We start from the raw sequence: 17017 nt of genomic DNA on the forward strand, positions 1-17017 counted from the left end.
CTAATCCACCCCGAAGGGCTTCATCGTTCGACTTGCATGTGTTAAGCACGCCGCCAGCGTTCGTCCTGAGCCAGGATCAAACTCTCCGTGAATGTGTACCGGTAATCCGGTGCAACACCACGAGAGCGGAACCAGGGAGAGGAATAATCCCCCCGGTTCACAGCGTCCTCGCTGTGTTTTTTCAAAGGAACCTCGTCCCAGCTGATGCTGGAGACGGGGTAATCAACATATCTGGCGTTGACTTTTGGCACGCTGTTGAGTTCTCAAGGAACGGACGCTTCCTTTGTACTCACCCTCGCGGGCTTTCCTCCGGGCGCTTCCCTTCGGTGTTTCTTTTGTTCTTGCGTTTCCGACTCTATCAGACTCTTTCGTGTCCGATTTCCTCGGTGCCTTTCCGGTTCCCGCTCCGGCCTTTCGGCTTTCGCGTTGCCCTTTCCGGCGGATCCGACTTTATCAGAAGTTTTCGGCCGGTCTTACCGGCTTCGGATTCCGAATCATCGGGGCGGCTTCTTGCATTGATGAGATTCAAGAAGCAGGAAGATATTAACCGTTACCGCCGAACTTGTCCAGCTGTAGGCAACTGTTCGAATCTACCTCCCCGGTCCTTCCGTGTCAACGGTTTTTCCGGGGCGATGAGGAGACTAGCAGGTCGGATGCGCCCTATGCACATCACGCTGCGAGAGGGACGGAAGCGCTGCGTTCGGCGCTGTCGAGGTCGCCCGTCTCGCCTGCTCGGGCGGCTCTTCCGCCCAGCACGTAGACGTACACGAGGAAGGCCGTTTCGGCGCCGATGCCGATGACGATGCGGGCCCAGGTCGGGAGGCCCGACGGGGTGACGAAGCCTTCGATGGCGCCCGAGACGAAGAGGACCAGAGCCAGGCCGATGGCCATCCCCAGAGCGGAGCGGCCCTCTTCCGCGAGGGCCGTGCGGCGCGTGCGAGGGCCCGGGTCGATGACGGTCCAGCCGAGACGTAGGCCTGTACCTGCCGCGACGAACACTGCGGTCAGCTCCAGGAGGCCGTGGGGCAGGACCAGGCCCAGGAAGGTGTCCAGGCGGCCGGCCGAGGACATCAGGCCGATGCCCACCCCGAGGTTGAGCATGTTCTGGAAGAGGATCCATAGGACGGGGAAGCACAGGAACGCACCCAGGACGAGGCACATTGCGGCTGCCTGGGCGTTGTTCGTCCACACCTGGGCGGCGAATGAGGCTGCCGGGTGACTGGAGTAGTACGTCTCGTACTCGCCGCCGGGGCGGGTCATCTGCCGGAGCTCGCTGGGGGCGGCGATCGTCGACTGCACTTCGGGGTGTGCGGCGATCCACCAGCCGATGATCGCCGCCAGGACCGTCGACAGGAGGGCCGTGGGGATCCACCAGCGTCGGGAGCGGTAGACCGCGGCGGGGAAGCCCTGTGTCAGGAAGCGGGTCACGTCGCGCCAGGAGGCGCGTCGCGTGCCGGTGACGGCGCTACGCGCGCGTGCAACCAGTTGGGTCAGCCGTCCGGTCAGCTGTGGGTCCGGTGAGCTGGACTGGATCAGGGAGAGATGGGTGGCGGTGCGCTGGTAGAGGGCGACCAGTTCGTCGGCCTCGGCTCCGGAGAGGCGGCGCCGACGGCGCAGCAGGGCGTCCAGTCGGTCCCACTCGGCTCGGTGGGCGGACACGAAGACGTCGAGGTCCATCGGAAGACTGCTCCTCGTACTGCGGCGCGTGATTGTTCAGCTTGGCAGACTGGCCACTCCTACGGCAGGGCAGGGAAGGGTGGCCGGCGTGAGTGAGCTTGTGACGGGCGAGGCGGTGGCGCTGGAGCTGCGGCCCGCGAAGTTGCCGAGCCGGGCGCTGGCGGTGCTGATCGACCTGGCCGTGGCTTTCGTGGTGTATCTGGTGGTGACCTTCGGGATCATCGCCTCTACTTCGTCGTTGGACGATGCCGCGGCTGCCGCGGTGGCGGTCGCCAGTTTCGTACTCGTTCTGATCGGTGTCCCCATCGCGGTGGAGACGCTGAGCCATGGGCGGTCGCTCGGGAAACTGGCGTGCGGGCTGCGGGTGGTGCGGGACGACGGCGGGCCCATCCGGTTCCGGCACGCGCTGGTGCGGGGGGCCGTCGGGGTCGTCGAGATTCTGATGACGTTCGGGGTCGTCGCGTGCATCGCGTCGCTGGTCTCGGCGCGGGGGCGGCGGCTCGGGGATGTGTTCGCGGGGACGCTGGTCGTACGTGAGCGGGTGCCTGCGGGGCGTGCTGCGTTCGTTCCTCCGCCGCCGCCCTGGCTGGTCGGGCGGTTCGCCGAGCTGGATCTGTCCGGCGTGCCCGAGGGGCTGTGGCTGGCCATTCGCCAGTACCTCACGCGGATGGGGCAACTGGATCCGCAGGTGGGCGGGGCGATGGCTGAGCGGCTCGCGGGGGATCTGGTGGAGCGGACGGGGGCGCCGGCGCCGTACGGGGTGCCGGCGGCCGCGTATCTCGCCGCGGTCGTGCATGAGCGGCAGGCTCGAGATGCTCGGCGGGCGTTTGGTGGGCCGGGAACGGAAGCGGGGGGTGGGCTGGGCGGGCTCGACTCTCGCTCCGGATATGGGTACGGGGGCGGGGGTGGGGGCGGCTCTGTGGCTGCGGCTCACTCCGGGGCTTTTGCTGCTCCCGTTACTCCGGGTGCTCCGGGTGCTCCGGGTGCTCCGGGTGCTCCGGGTGCTCCGGGTGCTCCGGGTGCTCCGGGTGCTCCGGGTGCTCCGGGTGCTCCGGGTGTGTTTGGGGCTTCTGCTGGCCCCCGTGTTCGTGGTGCCGGCACTGGCGGGTCGGGTGCGGAGGAGGCTCCCCCGGCCACGGGGTTCGTGCCGCCTGCGTGAGGCGCCGTGTCAGGCGAAGGTCGACGGTGGGGTCTCGAGGTGTTCCAGCTCGATGCCGGGGGCCGCCAGGACTACGTCTCCGGCTATGTGGACGGCGTGCTGTTCGCCCGTGTCCAGGGCTGTGACCTGGTATTCGTCGACGATCAGGGAGCCGTTGTCAGTGGCGTGTGCTTCGCTTTTCTTCAGGGCCCAGGACTGGTCGAGCGTGCGGGGGGCGAGGACCGGGTCCGTGAAGGCGACCAGGCGGAGTCTGGTCGAGGGGGAAGCGGGGGTCAGGTTCAGGAGCCTGGCCGTTGCGACGAGGAAAGCGGGGGATGTGCCGGTGAATGCGTGGGCGGGGGCGTTGTCTTCGGTGGCGTGCGCGCCAGTGGGGTCGGTGCGGACCCAGGTGACGCCGTTGAGGGCGCCGGCGCGGACCTGCCAGTCGCCTGCGCGGAGTTCCAGGCGGATGGGTCGGCCCCGGGCGTCGAGTGCGAGGTCGACGGAGCCTGCGGGGGTGCCTTCGGGGGTGATTCGTTGGGAGACGTAGCGCCAGCCGGAGGGGCCGGGTGCGCAGTGGAAGTGTTCTTCACCGAGGGGGGTGTGATCGTGCGGATCGTGGAGCGAATAGCGGCCGCGGGGCATGGGCTTGGGTCCTGGTCCTCGGTCGGGTTTCCGCGCTGAACCGGTGGGGGGCGGTGGCGGAGCGGTGGAGCGTCGGGGTCGGGGTCGGGGCGTTGCGGCTCGTAGAGAGCTGGGGCGCCGGGGCTGGGGCGTCGCGTTGTCGGGGCGTTGGGACGTCGGGGCTAGGGGGTCGGGGCTGTGGCGGTGAGTCGTAGGCGGGAGTACGGGGGCGCTGAGCCGTCGCCACGCCCGTCGCGTTGAGTCCACGGCGGGATGGGTGGGCTGTAGGGCGTGCCGTCCACGCGTCTGACTGTCGCGTTGGGTCGACAGCGGGATGGTGAGCGGTGGTGCGTGCCGTTCATGTGTCTCGCTGTCGAACCATCGGCGAGCCTAGGGCACGGAGCTGACGGGGACGTGTGTGGTGCTGCGGTGTGCGTGAGACCTCGGTGCAGGGCCACCTATGTTTCTGGGCGGTCCGCCGGTGGCGGGATTGGCCGGAACCGCCGAGGCCGTCCGCGTAGCTGCGGTGCGCGAGGCTCGGCAGGCAGATTCACCGCGTCCGGTCGGCCGCGTACCCGAGATACCCCGAGCAGGTCCGTGGTGTCCCGCCGTCCGCGAAGCTCCGGTGCCCGGGGCTCGGCAGATCCACCCTGACCGGCCGGTCGCGTGCCCGGATTGCCCCTTGCGGGCCCGCAGTGTCCCGGCGTCCGCCTACCTGCGGTGCCCGGGGCGCGGCGGATTTCGGGGGGGCTCGAGCGGTCGCAGGTTCGCGGTGCCGGGGTTCGGCGGGTCCCCCGTCGTGCCCGGTCGGCCGTGTGCCTGCGGTGGGGTTGTGCGGCGTCGGCGGGCCGTATCCGCCGGGTAGGCCGTATCCGCCGGGCGGGCCGCGCGGCCGAGCCCGGGTGGCAACGGGGCAGGCCCCCGCCGGGAGGGCGAGGGCCTGCTGAGGTGACTCCGTGCTGCGCTGAGCCGGATTGTGCTGAGCCGGATTGTGCTGGCGGGCTTGTAGGACCGTCGGGGTCAGTAGCGGTAGTGGTCCGGCTTGAAGGGGCCCTCCACCTCGACGCCGATGTACGCGGCCTGCTCCGCGCTCAGCTTCGTGAGCTTGACGCCGAGGGCGTCCAGGTGGAGGCGGGCGACCTTCTCGTCGAGGTGCTTGGGCAGCACGTAGACGTCGGTCGGGTACTCCTCCTGCTTGGTGAACAGCTCGATCTGGGCCAGCGTCTGGTCCGCGAACGAGTTGGACATCACGAAGGACGGGTGGCCGGTCGCGTTGCCGAGGTTGAGCAGGCGGCCCTCGGAGAGGACGATCAGGACCTTGCCCTCGGGGAAGGTCCAGGTGTGCACCTGCGGCTTGACCTCGTCCTTGACGATGCCGTCGATCGCCGCGAGGCCGGCCATGTCGATCTCGTTGTCGAAGTGGCCGATGTTGCCGACGATCGCCTGGTGCTTCATCCGGGCCATGTGCGAGGCCATGATGATGTCCTTGTTGCCCGTCGTGGTGACGAAGATGTCGGCGGTCTCGACGACGTCGTCCAGGGTGGTGACCTGGTAGCCGTCCATCGCCGCCTGCAGCGCGCAGATCGGGTCGATCTCGGTGACGATCACCCGGGCGCCCTGGCCGCGCAGCGACTCCGCGCAGCCCTTGCCGACGTCGCCGTAGCCGCACACGACGGCGGTCTTGCCGCCGATCAGGACGTCCGTGGCGCGGTTGATGCCGTCGATCAGGGAGTGCCGGCAGCCGTACTTGTTGTCGAACTTCGACTTCGTCACCGCGTCGTTCACGTTGATCGCGGGGAAGAGGAGCTGGCCGTCGCGCTGCATCTCGTACAGACGGTGCACGCCCGTGGTGGTCTCCTCGGTCACGCCGCGGATCTCCGAGGCGAGCTGGGTCCACTTCTGCGAGCCCTCGGTGATGGTGCGGTTGAGGAGCTGCAGGATGACGCGGTGCTCGTCGTTCTCGGCCGTGTCGACGGCGGGGACCTTGCCGGCCTTCTCGTACTCGACGCCCTTGTGGACCAGGAGGGTGGCGTCACCGCCGTCGTCCAGGATCATGTTCGGGCCGCCGGTGGGCGTGTTCGGCCAGGTCAGCGCCTGCTCCGTGCACCACCAGTACTCCTCCAGGGTCTCGCCCTTCCAGGCGAAGACCGGCACGCCCTGCGGGTCCTCCGGCGTGCCGTTGGGGCCGACCGCGATGGCCGCGGCCGCGTGGTCCTGGGTGGAGAAGATGTTGCAGGAGACCCAGCGGACCTCGGCGCCGAGCGCGACCAGGGTCTCGATGAGCACAGCGGTCTGCACGGTCATGTGCAGCGAGCCCATGATGCGGGCTCCGGCGAGCGGCTGGGTGGCGGCGAATTCCTTGCGGATCGCCATCAGACCGGGCATCTCGTGCTCGGCCAGCGTGATCTCCTTGCGGCCGAACGCGGCCAGCGAGAGATCGGCGACCTTGAAGTCCTTGCCGTTGATGAGAGTCATGAGTGAGCTGCTCCTCGTGGATGGGTCGAGGGTGGACATGGCTGACCTGCGGCGTTGGGTGTGTTGGGTGGACACGGAGGTGGCCACACCGGTGCACCGACGCGCGCAGCGCAGTCCGTCGGAGGCCCTCTCTCCCTCGGACAGCCCGTGCGCGGACCGCCCGACCGCCATCAGCAGCGACGTCTGGCTCGTGTCCAAGCTACACCGATTGGCCCAGCAAGCCCCAGCCCGCCTTCGGTGACGTGATGTCTGGCGAGCAGGGCGTCATGAGGCCGTCAGACCTGGACGAGATGGGACCTTTGCGCTTTTGATCCTGCGCTTACGTGTTGCAGGATGCCTTGAGATCGGGAACATTTGCGCGATCTTGTTCGGAGCAAAGGCTTAAGGAGATCCACGTGACCAGTCCGGCCGACCCCCCCATAGGCGGTGGCAGCGGCGAGCGGAAGAAGCTCAAGCTGCTCGCCGTGACCGCCTGTCCGACCGGCATCGCTCACACGTACATGGCCGCCGAGAAGCTCTCGCAGGCCGCGGAGAGCCTCGGCGTCGACATGAAGGTGGAGACGCAGGGCTCCATCGGGGCCGAGAACGTCCTGACTGACAACGATGTCAGAGAAGCCGACGGCATCATCATCGCAGCCGACAAGGACGTGGACCGCAGCCGGTTCGCCGGTAAGCGTGTGCTGTCCGTCGGCGTCTCCGAGGGCATCAGCCGCCCCGAGCAGCTCATCGAGCAGGTGCGGAGCGCGCCCGTGCACGGCGGGGGTGCGGGCGGTGGCGCCGCGGAAGGTGCCGCGACCGGCGGCGGAGGCAGCGGAGGCGGCGGTCGGGAGCGGAGCGTCGCGTACAAGGCGCTGATGAACGGCGTCTCGTACATGATTCCGTTCGTCGTGGTCGGCGGGCTGCTGATCGCCATCTCGCTCTCGCTCGGCGGGCACACCGACCCCAAGGGCGGGCTCGTCATTCCGGACGACTCGTTCTGGATGCACGTCAACCAGATCGGCACCATCGGGTTCACGCTGATGGTGCCGATCCTGTCGGGATACATCGCGTACGCGATCGGCGACCGGCCCGCGCTGGTGCCGGGCATGATCGGCGGCTGGATCGCGAACACCGGCGAGCTGTACGACTCCAAGGCGGGCGCGGGCTTCATCGGCGCCATCGTCACCGGTTTCCTGGCCGGTTATCTGGTGCTGTGGATCAAGAAGGTCAAGGTTCCGAAGTTCGTCCAGCCGATCATGCCGATCATCGTGATCCCCATCATCGCGACGACCGCGCTCGGGCTGTTCTTCATCTACGTCATCGGCAAGCCCATCTCGTGGGTCTTCGAGCATCTGACCAGCTGGCTCAGCGGGATGACGGGTACGAGTGCGATCCTGCTCGGCGCGATCCTCGGGCTGATGATCGCCTTCGACATGGGCGGTCCCGTCAACAAGACGGCCTTCCTGTTCGGCGCGGGACTCATCGCGACCGGCAACCAGACCGTCATGGGCATGTGCGCCGCTGCCATCCCGGTCATGCCGCTCGGGCAGGGTCTCGCGACGCTGCTCCGCAAGCGGCTCTACACCGAGCAGGAACGGGAGACCGGGCTGGCGTCCTTGTTCATGGGATTCTTCGGGATCTCCGAAGGGGCCATTCCGTTCGCCGCCGCGCGGCCCGCGCAGGTCATTCCCGCCAACATGCTCGGTGGCGCCGTCGCCGGTGCCATCGCCGGCATGGCGAGCGTGAAGGACGCGGTGCCGCACGGCGGGCCGATCGTGGCGGTGCTTGGTGCGGTCGGCGGGGTGCCGATGTTCTTCGTCGCCCTCGCCATCGGTTCGGTCGTCACGGCGCTCGCCACCGTGACGCTGGTCGACCTGAGCGAGCGCAAGCGGCGTGGGGCATCCCCGGCCGACGCGCAGGGCGCACAGGGCGGGCTCGGCGGTCCCGAGCCGGTGCTCGCGGGGGTCGGTACCACCGCGAGCGGCGCGGCCGTGGCCGCCGGGTCCTCACAGGGCGGGACGGCGCAGAAGCAGCCTGCCGTTCCCTCCCCCGCGCCCGCGAAGGAGGAGCAGGCCGGTGAGGTCCTCTCCGGCTACCTCACCGAGCAGACCGTCGAGGTCCGGCTGGCCGCCGCCGACAAGGAAGCGGCCATCCGGGAGATGGCGGCGCTGCTTGCCTCCACCGGCAAGGTCAACGACGTCGAGGAGCTCGTGCGGACCGCGCTGCGGCGCGAGGCGCAGGGCACCACGGGGCTCGGCGAGGAGATCGCCATTCCGCACGCCAAGACGGACGCCGTGGACTCGCCGCTCGTCGGGTTCGCGCGGTCGCCGGAGGGCATCGAGTGGGGCTCGCTGGACGGTACGAAGGCGAAGCTGATCTTCATGATCTCCGTGCCGGAGGCGGCCGCGGGCGACGAGCACCTGCGGATCCTCGCGCTCCTGTCGCGCAAGCTCATGGACACGGGCTTCCGTGAGCGGCTCGAGGCCGCGCCGGACGACGCCGCGATCCTCGACGTGCTGCGCGAGGTCCGGTAGCGGCAGGGTTTCCCCCGTTACGTCGATGGGGTCTCGCACCATGCTCGGTGCGGGGCCCCATCGACGTACAGGCGTACGCGCGCGACTCGACGTACAGACGTAGGAGCGCGACGGGCTCAGTGGCCGCCGGGCGACTTCGCCGGGTTCTCGCCCGCGGCTGCGGCCGACTCGCTGTAGATGTCCGGCTCGAGGTAGATCACGCGGGCGATCGGGACGGCGGCGCGGATACGCTCCTCCGCCGCGTTGATCGCGCTGGCGACCTCGGTGGCCGTGTCGTCGTGCTGAACGGCGATCTTGGCGGCGACGAGCAGTTCCTCGGGGCCGAGGTGGAGCGTGCGCATGTGGATGACCTTGGTGACGGTGTCGCCGTCGACCACGGCCTTCTCGATCTTGGTGACCTCTTCCGTGCCCGCGGCCTCGCCGAGCAGCAGGGACTTGGTCTCCGCGGCCAGGATGATCGCGATCAGGATGAGCAGGACACCGATGCAGAGCGTGCCGATGCCGTCCCAGACGCCGTCGCCGGTGGCCAGGGCGAGGCCGACGCCGCCGAGGGCGAGGATCAGGCCGACGAGCGCGCCGAGGTCCTCCAGGAGGACGACGGGCAGCTCGGGAGCCTTGGCGCGGCGGACGAACTGCGCCCAGCTGAGGCCGCCGCGCGTCTGGTTGGACTCCTTGATGGCGGTACGGAAGGAGAAGCCCTCGGCGATGATCGCGAAGACCAGGACCCCGACGGGCCAGTACCAGTGCTCCAGCTCGTGCGGGTCCTTGATCTTCTCGTAGCCCTCGTAGATCGCGAACATGCCGCCGACCGAGAAGAGGACGATGGAGACGAGGAAGGCGTAGATGTAGCGCTCGCGGCCGTAGCCGAACGGGTGCTGCGGGGTCGCCTCGCGCTGCGCCTTCTTGCCGCCGAGGAGCAGCAGGCCCTGGTTGCCGGAGTCGGCGAGCGAGTGGACGCTCTCGGCGAGCATCGACGACGAGCCGCTGAAGATGAACGCGACGAACTTCGCCACCGCGATCGCGAGGTTCGCGGCGAGTGCCGCGACAATCGCCTTTGTTCCGCCTGACGCGCTCATGAGTGCGGGGTGTCCCTTCGCCTTCGTACGTATCGACCCTGTCGGGCGGGGCTTTGCCCGCCCTTTGCGGTGGGTCATTGTTGCAGCACGGGAGGGCGCTGGTGCGTCAGGCCACCACAGTGGCCCGGAAAACCGTGCCAGCGCCGGACACTTCGGCCTTTTCGCCCGCGGGGACGAATGCGGACTGACCGGGCGTCAGGGTGAGTTCGCCCGCGTGAACCGAGCCCGCCGTGCAGAGCAGGATCTGCGGCGTCGCGGCGGTGAGGTCGTGCGGGGCGGTGCCCTCGGGGAGGACGAAGCGGGAGAGGCGGAATTCGTCGATGGGGGTTTCGTAGACCTCTTCGCCGTCGGGCGATGCCTCCGGGCGCAGCACGCCGGGGTCGGTCGCCTCGAAGCGCACGATGCGCAGGAGTTCGGGGACGTCTACGTGCTTGGGGGTCAGGCCGCAGCGCAGGACGTTGTCGCTGTTGGCCATGATCTCCACGCCGAGGCCGTCGAGGTAGGCGTGCGGGACGCCGGCGCCGAGGAACAGGGCCTCGCCGGGCTGCAGCCGGACGTGGTTGAGGAGCATCGCCGCGATGACGCCGGGGTCGCCGGGGTAGTGGTGGGCGATGCCGGCGTACGGCTCGTAGGCACCGCCGAGGCGCTGGGCGGCGGCCGTGACGTCGGCGACCGTCTCGGTCATCTGCTCGGGGTCGGCGGTCAGTACGGCCGTCAGGACCTCGCGCAGGGCGGCCTCTTCGGGCTGGGCGCGCAGCAGGTCGACGTACGGCTTGAGGGAGTCGACCTCCAGCGCCTCCAGGAGGTCCGCGGTCTCGGCGGGCGGGCGGAAGCCGCAGAGACCGTCGAACGGCGTGAGGGCGCAGATCAGTTCGGGCTTGTGGTTGGCGTCCTTGTAGTTGCGGTTCGGGGCGTCGACGGGGACGCCGCGGTTCTGCTCGTCCGCGTACCCCTCCTTGGCCTGCGCGAGGTCGGGGTGGACCTGGAGGGAGAGCGGGGCGCCGGCGGCGAGGAGCTTGAGGAGGAAGGGCAGGCGCGGGCCGAACTTGGCGGCGGCCGCCGTGCCGAGCTCGCGCTCCGGGGCGGCGTCGATGACCTCGTTCAGTGCGCCGCGCTCGGTGCGTGAGGGGGCGCCGGGGTGGGCGCCCATCCACATCTCGGCCTGTGGTTCACCGCTCGGTTCGGCGCCGATGAGCTCGGCGATGGCGGTGGTGGAGCCCCATGCGTAGGGGCGGATGGTGTTGGTGAGGCGGTCCACGGAGGGGCTCTCCCTTGCTTACTGCGTACGCGGGTGCTGATCGGCGGCGGTGACCGGGGGCGCGGCCCGGACGGTGACCGGCGGGGTGGCCGGCCCGGGGCCCGTAAGGGTGACCCGGCCGGTGACCGGCGTGCCTCTCCGAACCGTGGCCGGCGTAGCCTCCCGGACCGTGACCGGCGCGGTGGTCATGATCCGCCCCTCGGGGCGAGCGCCAGGTAAACGGCGGCGAAATCCGTGATGGCGATCAGCTCCGCGAGGGCTTCCAGTTCGTCGCCGGTCTCCGGTTCCAGCTCGCTGAGCGCGACGTCGTGGCCGTGGGCCAGTTCGCGCGCGGCGGGGGCGGCGGTGAGGCCGCCTGCGTCCGTGGGGCGGTCGCGGAGCAGGACCACGCGCGGGCGGAGGGCCGCCGGGTCGTCGACGCGGTCGCGGAAGAAGTCGTCGGTGTCGTCGCCGCCCGTGGTGTTGCCCGCGAGGACGGCGCCGTGCGCGGGGAGCGCCTCGGGCAGTTCGGCGGCGAGCGCGGCGTGCCCGGCGAGTTCGGCGAGGGTGGCGGCGAAGCGGCGGCCCGCCGCGCCCGCGGACTGCCCTTCGGTCCAGATCAGCGGGAGCGCGTCGGTGAGCTCGGCGGCGAGCGTCTTGGCGGGGTTGCTGTACGTCGCGACGGCGGGCCCGCAGCGTTCGGCGACGTGGTCGAGGCGGTCGGCGACCTTCTGCAGGGCGTCGACGGGGGCGGTGACGAGGCCGGTGCGGTCGAGGAGGACGAGGAGCGGGACGAGGAGGGCCCACAGGGTGCCGGGGGCGCCGGGCGCGGCCTCGTCCTCGACGCGACGTGCCTCGTACGACGCGGAGCCGCGGGTGGCTTCGTCGTTCGCGCCCTCGTACGCGCCGTAGGGCGAGGTCGCCAGGGGCACGGTGAGGCCGTGGCTGCCCTCCACGCTCTCGGCGAGCGGGGTGCGGGCGGGGGCGACGGCGACGACGGTGCAGCCGCGGCGGTAGGCCTGCTCGGCGAGGAGCGAGAGGCCGGGCTCGGTGCCGTCGGGGGTGGCGATGAGCAACAGGTCGACGGGGCCGACCCAGCCGGGCAGCGCCCAGCGCAGGGCTCCGGCGGCGGGTGCGACGCCGGTCGGGGCCAGCCTGATCACGGGGCACCCGGAGCCCACGAGGCCGTCGAGGAGGTCGGCCACGCAGGCGGCGGCGGTGCCGGGGCCCGCGAGGAGGACGGCGCGGGGGCGGCCGTCGGGCTTGAGCTCGGTGAGCCCCGCCTCCCCGGCGTGCCGGGCGGCGGTGCGGACGCGGGCGCCTGCCTCCGCCGCGCCGCGGAGCAGTCCGCGGCGGTCGGCGCGGGCGAGCGCCTCGGGGTCGTCGAGATGCGACTCGTCGAGCATGGGGTCAGGTCTCCGATCGCGGGGCGCGGCTTCCTGCGGGTGCCGGTCGGTGACCGGTTGCTGTCGCTACGCGGGGCGGCGTGCCTCGTCGACGAGGAGTACGGGGATGCCGTCGCGGAGCGGGTAGGCGAGGCCGCATTCCTTGGCGTCCGCCGTGCAGACCAGCTCGGTCTCCGTCTCCTTGAGGGGAGCGTGGCAGGCCGGGCAGGCGAGGATCTCCAGGAGGCCGGCTTCGAGCGGCATGGGGTGGGTCCCTTCGAACGGATGTGATGGGTGGTGCGCTGCTGCGGCGGGGTGTTCGCACGCGGTGGTCCGCCCGCCGAGAACCGCGCCGCCGCCGCGCAGGATGCGGCCTGGTCAGCCTACCTCCGAGCGGGGCGGGGCGTGGGGGCCGTCACGGGGTCTGCGGTGCGGAAGGGCAGTGCCGTGGCCGGTGGCGACGGCACTGCCGCTGCTCGCGGTGGGCGTCAGGCGCGGATGATCCCCAGCGCCTCGTCCCGCACCTTGGCCATCGTCGTCTCGTCGCGTGCCTCCACGTTCAGGCGCAGGAGGGGCTCGGTGTTCGACGCGCGTACGTTGAACCACCAGTCGGCGGCGGTCACGGTGAGTCCGTCGAGCTCGTCGAGGGTGACGCCGTCCTGGTCCTCGTACGCCGTCTTGATCGCGGCGAGGCGGGCGGTCTGGTCGTCGACGGTGGAGTTGATCTCGCCGGAGCCCGCGTAGCGGTCGTATTGGGCGACGAGTCCGGAGAGCGGGCCTTCCTGGCCGCCGAGGGCCGCGAGGACGTGGAGCGCGGCGAGCATGCCGGTGTCCGCGTTCCAGAAGTCCTTGAAGTAGTAGTGCGCCGAGTGTTCGCCGCCGAAGATCGCGCCGGTCCTGGCCATCTCCGCCTTGATGAAGGAGTGGCCCACGCGCGTGCGGACCGGTGTGCCGCCGTTCTCCTTCACGACCTCCGGGACCGACCAGGAGGTGATGAGGTTGTGGATGACCGTGCCCTTGCCGCCGTGCTTGGCGAGCTCGCGGGAGGCGACCAGGGCGGTGATGGCCGACGGGGAGACCGGGTCCCCGTTCTCGTCGACGACGAAGCAGCGGTCCGCGTCGCCGTCGAAGGCGATGCCGAGGTCGGCGCCCTCCTCGCGGACCCGCTGCTGCAGGTCCACGATGTTGGCCGGGTCCAGCGGGTTGGCCTCGTGGTTGGGGAACGTGCCGTCGAGTTCGAAGTACATCGGCACGAGTTCGAGGGGCAGGCCGTCGAAGACGGTGGGGACCGTGTGTCCGCCCATGCCGTTGCCCGCGTCGACGACGACCTTGAGGGGGCGGATGGCGGTCAGGTCGACGAGGCCGCGAAGGTGCGCCGCGTAGTCGGTGAGGGTGTCGCGCCGGGTGACGGTGCCCGGGGTCGCCGCGGACTCGGGGGCACCGGAGTCGCGCCAGCGCTCCACGAGGGCGCGGATCTCGGCGAGTCCGGTGTCCTGGCCGACGGGGGCGGCGCCGGCCCGGCACATCTTGATGCCGTTGTACTGGGCGGGGTTGTGCGACGCCGTGAACATCGCGCCCGGCAGGTTCAGCGCCCCCGACGCGTAGTACAGCTGGTCCGTCGAGCACAGCCCGATCTCCGTGACGTCGACGCCGAGGGCGGCGGCGCCGCGCGCGAAGGCGCGCGAGAGGCCCGGCGACGAGGGGCGCATGTCGTGGCCGACGACGATCGCGTCCGCCACCGTGACCCGCGCGAAGGTCGCCCCGAACAGCTCGGCGAGCGACTCGTCCCACTGGTCCGGGACCACCCCGCGGACGTCGTACGCCTTCACGATCTGGGACAGATCAGCAGTCACGGCCAACCCTCTCTGCAGGTTCTGCGAGTTCAGCGCGCACGGAGAGTCCTCCGCGCATCACAAAACTACCCGCTGGCGCCGACAGCGGGCCGGGCCCCGGCCGCGGGTCTCGCGCCACGGACACCTCACGGCAGCATCCAGCCGAGGACGGCCGTGCTCTGCCCCACCACGATCAGGCACATCACCAGGAGCAGGCCGAGGCTCCACGGCAGCACCTTGCGCAGCAGGTCGCCCTCCTTGCCCGCGAGTCCGACGGCGGCGCACGCGATCGTGAGGTTCTGCGGGGAGATCATCTTGCCGAGGACGCCGCCGGAGCTGTTGGCGGCGGCGAGGAGTTCCGGGGAGAGCCCGGACTGCTGAGCGGCCGTCACCTGGAGGGCGCCGAACAGCGCGTTGGCGGAGGTGTCGGAGCCGGTCACCGCGACGCCGAACCAGCCGAGCACGGGTGACAGGAAGGCGAGTCCCGCGCCGGCGGCCGCTACGTAGTGCCCGATCGTGGCGGCCTGCCCGGAGAGGTTCATGACGTACGCGAGGGCCAGCACGGACGTCACGGTGAGGATCGCGAAGCGCAGTTCGTGGACGGTGGCCCCCCATTCCCGTACCGCCACGCGCGCGTGCACCCCGATGACGGCGGCGGTGCCCACGCCCGCGAGCAGTACCAGCGTCCCGCCCGTGGACACCAGCGGCAGCGAGAAGACGTTGCCGCCGACCGGGTCTCCGGAGGGGTCGGCGACGTTCAGGAAGGGCCAGTCGAAGGTGCGGGTCGCCTTCGCGAGGAAGTCCTTGACGGCGGGGATCTGGGCGAGGGAGAAGACGGCGACGATGAGGGCGTACGGGGCGTAGGCGCGCAGCACTTCGGGGCGCGGGTCGTGCTGGTCGAGGTCTTCGCTGCGTGCGCCGGTGAGGACCGCGGCGCGGACGGGTTCGGCGGCGGGCCTGCGCGCGTGCGGCACGGCCATGAGCGCGGCGGCGCCCGCCAGGGCCGCGCCGATGTCGGCGAGCTGCGCGGAGACGAAGTTGGATGCCACGAACTGTGCGACGGCGAAGGCAGATCCGCAGGCCAGGGCGGGCACCCAGGTCTCGCGGAGGCCGCGCCGCCCGTCCACGAGGACCACCAGGAGCAGTGGCACGACCAGGGCGAGCAGCGGTGTCTGGCGGCCGACGACCGTGGCGACGGTGTCGAGCGGCAGGCCCGTCACCTGAGCCAGCGTCACCACGGGGGTGCCCATCGCGCCGAAGGCCACGGGCGCGGTGTTGGCGACGAGGGCGACGACCGCGGCGCGCACCGGGTCGAAGCCGAGCGCGACGAGCATGACGGCGCTGATCGCGACGGGCGCCCCGAAGCCGGCGAGCGCCTCCAGGAGCGCGCCGAAGCAGAACGCCACGACGAGTGCCTGGATGCGCGGGTCGTCGGAGAGCCTGCCGAAGGAGCGGCGGAGGATGTCGAAGTGCCGGGTGCGGACCGTCATGCGGTACACCCACAGGGCGTTGACGACGATCCACAGGATGGGGAAAAGGCCGAAGAGGGCCCCTTGGGCGGCGCTGGAGGCGGTCTGGCCGAGCGGCATGCCGTACGCGAGCCAGGCGACGAGGACGGCGACGGCGAGGCCGATGAGTCCGGCCCTGTGGGCCTTCATGCGGACGGCGCCGAGGAGGACGAGGACGGTCAGGAGGGGCAGGGTCGCGACGAGTGCGGACAGGCCGAGCGAGTCGGCCACGGGCTCCAGTTGCTGCACGAACACAGGACGCCTCCCGGCTGTGGGGTGGCGAAATCCTCAGGGCCTCGGCAAACACGCGTCAACGATGCGGACGGCGAAGATCCGGTGAAGGGCGCGGAGGCGTGCCCGGAGCCGGCGGGGCCGGGGGCTCAGTTGTCCGGTGAGCGCAGCACTCGCAGGTGGCCGCGGCGCGCGACCTCCATGGGGTCGGCCCTGCGGGCGCCGCCGCCGGCCTCCGCCGCGCGCTCCTGGGGGCGGGCGGCCTCGCGCACGGCGTTGGCGAGCGCTTCGAGGTCGTCGCCGGAGGGGCGGGCCGGGCCCGAGGCGTCGGCGAGCCGGACGACCTCCCAGCCGCGGGGCGCGGTGAGGCGCTCGGAGTGCTCGGCGCACAGGTCGTAGCAGTGGGGTTCGGCGTAGGTGGCGAGGGGGCCGAGGACCGCGGTCGAGTCGGCGTAGACGTACGTCAGCGTCGCGACGGCGGGACGGCCGCAAGCGGTGCGCGAACAGCGACGTACAGGGCTCACAGCGTTGGACGGTACCGCACTCTTGAGCGGGCCGCGACGACTCTCCATGAGGTCACTCCACCGTGTCGTCTGACGGTCCGTCCACCGGCGCGTCACCCGAACACCTGCTTGACCTGCGAAGACACCAGTGGCCACTGGGGCGGGTGGGGTTGAATCCGGTCATCACATAGCTTGGATCAGGTCATTTGGCGTGAGATCGACGGTCCAGGAGAGATACGGAATTGAGTCCAAGCTCGTCGGGAACGGTCATGAAGCGACATGTCGCGCACCGCGCGGAAAGGCCGATCTCGGGGACTACGCTTCGTCAGTGATGGACGACCCCGTACAGCCCCGCGCCGCCGACCCGAGGCCCCGCCGCCGCGACCGCCACGGCCGGGGCATGCGCGGCCCCGTGGCTCCGCCTCAGGTACCGCTCTCCACCAGCCGGGGGGAGGCCTTCACCGACCTCGTGCAGGACTCCGTGGAGCGGCTCGAGCGGCGCTGGCCGCAGCTCACGGAGATCGAGTTCGTGGTGCTTGAGGTGCCGCCCGTGGGCGGGCCCGACGCGGACTGGCAGGACGAGGTGGTGCCGCTGGGCGGCACGATCTCGGCGGCCGAGGGGCGGCCCGCGCGGGTGGTGGTCTACCGCCGCCCCGTGGAGATCCGTACGAAGGGGCGCGACGAGCGGGCGCACCTCGTGCACGAGGTGGTCGTCGAGCAGGTCGCGGAGCTGCTCGGCCTCTCCCCCGAGTCGGTGGACCCGCGCTACGGGGACGAGGAGTGAGCCGCCGCCCCCGCGCGGGACGTCCGTTCCCCTC

General features: G+C 70.8%; 13 protein-coding genes and 1 rRNA gene. 3 read left to right on the forward strand and 11 right to left on the reverse strand.

All coding sequences use genetic code 11. The features are described from left to right. A 16S ribosomal RNA gene (locus AC07DO_RS18120) occupies positions 1-92 on the reverse strand; the annotation flags it as partial. 577 nt (positions 93-669) lie between these two features. After that, positions 670-1677, reverse strand: coding sequence for a stage II sporulation protein M (locus tag AC07DO_RS18125; protein ID WP_479060749.1), 1008 nt, complete (start codon positions 1675-1677; stop codon positions 670-672). 88 nt (positions 1678-1765) lie between these two features. Between AC07DO_RS18125 and AC07DO_RS18130 the strand changes: the two genes are divergently transcribed. Continuing rightward, entirely contained in the window at positions 1766-2836 is a 1071-nt protein-coding gene (locus AC07DO_RS18130) for an RDD family protein (RefSeq protein WP_479060751.1), read from the forward strand. Between the two features lie 9 nt (positions 2837-2845). Here AC07DO_RS18130 and AC07DO_RS18135 read toward each other — a convergent pair whose 3' ends face one another. Beyond that, entirely contained in the window at positions 2846-3460 is a 615-nt protein-coding gene (locus AC07DO_RS18135; protein WP_479060752.1) for a hypothetical protein, read from the reverse strand. A 999-nt stretch (positions 3461-4459) separates the two neighbouring features. Beyond that, positions 4460-5914 carry an adenosylhomocysteinase gene (gene ahcY, locus AC07DO_RS18140; RefSeq protein WP_479060753.1) on the reverse strand — a complete coding sequence of 485 codons (1455 nt, stop codon included), beginning with the start codon at positions 5912-5914 and terminating at the stop codon, positions 4460-4462. Between the two features lie 395 nt (positions 5915-6309). Here ahcY and AC07DO_RS18145 point away from each other — a divergent pair, with 395 nt between their 5' ends. Then, positions 6310-8427 (forward strand): fructose-specific PTS transporter subunit EIIC, encoded by a 2118-nt coding sequence (locus tag AC07DO_RS18145; RefSeq protein ID WP_479060754.1) that lies wholly within the window; start codon positions 6310-6312, stop codon positions 8425-8427. Positions 8428-8543: 116 nt separating this feature from the next. On the opposite strand, the gene AC07DO_RS18150 is transcribed toward AC07DO_RS18145, so the two are convergent. From AC07DO_RS18150 to AC07DO_RS18180, 7 genes are all read right to left on the reverse strand, one after another. Continuing rightward, positions 8544-9503 carry a cation diffusion facilitator family transporter gene (locus tag AC07DO_RS18150; RefSeq protein WP_479060756.1) on the reverse strand — a complete coding sequence of 320 codons (960 nt, stop codon included), beginning with the start codon at positions 9501-9503 and terminating at the stop codon, positions 8544-8546. A 106-nt stretch (positions 9504-9609) separates the two neighbouring features. Beyond that, on the reverse strand, positions 9610-10761 hold the full coding sequence (manA, locus tag AC07DO_RS18155) for a mannose-6-phosphate isomerase, class I (protein ID WP_479060757.1): 1152 nt from the start codon (positions 10759-10761) through the stop codon (positions 9610-9612). Positions 10762-10946: 185 nt separating this feature from the next. After that, positions 10947-12146 (reverse strand): SIS domain-containing protein, encoded by a 1200-nt coding sequence (locus tag AC07DO_RS18160; protein ID WP_479060758.1) that lies wholly within the window; start codon positions 12144-12146, stop codon positions 10947-10949. Between the two features lie 66 nt (positions 12147-12212). After that, the gene (locus tag AC07DO_RS18165) at positions 12213-12389 is read right to left on the reverse strand and encodes a Trm112 family protein (protein ID WP_150168621.1); all 177 of its coding nucleotides are present in this window, start codon (positions 12387-12389) and stop codon (positions 12213-12215) included. A gap of 224 nt (positions 12390-12613) precedes the next feature. Further along, positions 12614-13978, reverse strand: coding sequence for a phosphomannomutase/phosphoglucomutase (locus AC07DO_RS18170; protein WP_479060760.1), 1365 nt, complete (start codon positions 13976-13978; stop codon positions 12614-12616). Between the two features lie 125 nt (positions 13979-14103). Then, positions 14104-15720 (reverse strand): L-lactate permease, encoded by a 1617-nt coding sequence (locus AC07DO_RS18175; protein WP_479060761.1) that lies wholly within the window; start codon positions 15718-15720, stop codon positions 14104-14106. Positions 15721-15845: 125 nt separating this feature from the next. Then, positions 15846-16268, reverse strand: coding sequence for a DUF3499 domain-containing protein (locus tag AC07DO_RS18180; protein ID WP_150184425.1), 423 nt, complete (start codon positions 16266-16268; stop codon positions 15846-15848). A 262-nt stretch (positions 16269-16530) separates the two neighbouring features. On the opposite strand from AC07DO_RS18180, the gene AC07DO_RS18185 reads away from it, so the two are divergent. After that, the gene (locus tag AC07DO_RS18185) at positions 16531-16983 is read left to right on the forward strand and encodes a metallopeptidase family protein (protein ID WP_399539486.1); all 453 of its coding nucleotides are present in this window, start codon (positions 16531-16533) and stop codon (positions 16981-16983) included. Positions 16984-17017: the final 34 nt, after the last annotated feature.

The sequence above is a fragment of the Streptomyces sp. NPDC045678 genome, from assembly GCF_056432085.1.

Coding starts and splice junctions, on each gene's coding strand:
- AC07DO_RS18165 (WP_150168621.1), bottom strand. CDS start 12,389: ATGCCGCTCGAAGCCGGCCTCCTGGAGATCCTCGCCTGCCCGGCCTGC.
- AC07DO_RS18125 (WP_479060749.1), bottom strand. CDS start 1,677: ATGGACCTCGACGTCTTCGTGTCCGCCCACCGAGCCGAGTGGGACCGA.
- ahcY (WP_479060753.1), bottom strand. CDS start 5,914: ATGACTCTCATCAACGGCAAGGACTTCAAGGTCGCCGATCTCTCGCTG.
- AC07DO_RS18185 (WP_399539486.1), top strand. CDS start 16,531: ATGGACGACCCCGTACAGCCCCGCGCCGCCGACCCGAGGCCCCGCCGC.
- AC07DO_RS18160 (WP_479060758.1), bottom strand. CDS start 12,146: ATGCTCGACGAGTCGCATCTCGACGACCCCGAGGCGCTCGCCCGCGCC.
- AC07DO_RS18135 (WP_479060752.1), bottom strand. CDS start 3,460: ATGCCCCGCGGCCGCTATTCGCTCCACGATCCGCACGATCACACCCCC.
- AC07DO_RS18150 (WP_479060756.1), bottom strand. CDS start 9,503: ATGAGCGCGTCAGGCGGAACAAAGGCGATTGTCGCGGCACTCGCCGCG.
- AC07DO_RS18180 (WP_150184425.1), bottom strand. CDS start 16,268: ATGGAGAGTCGTCGCGGCCCGCTCAAGAGTGCGGTACCGTCCAACGCT.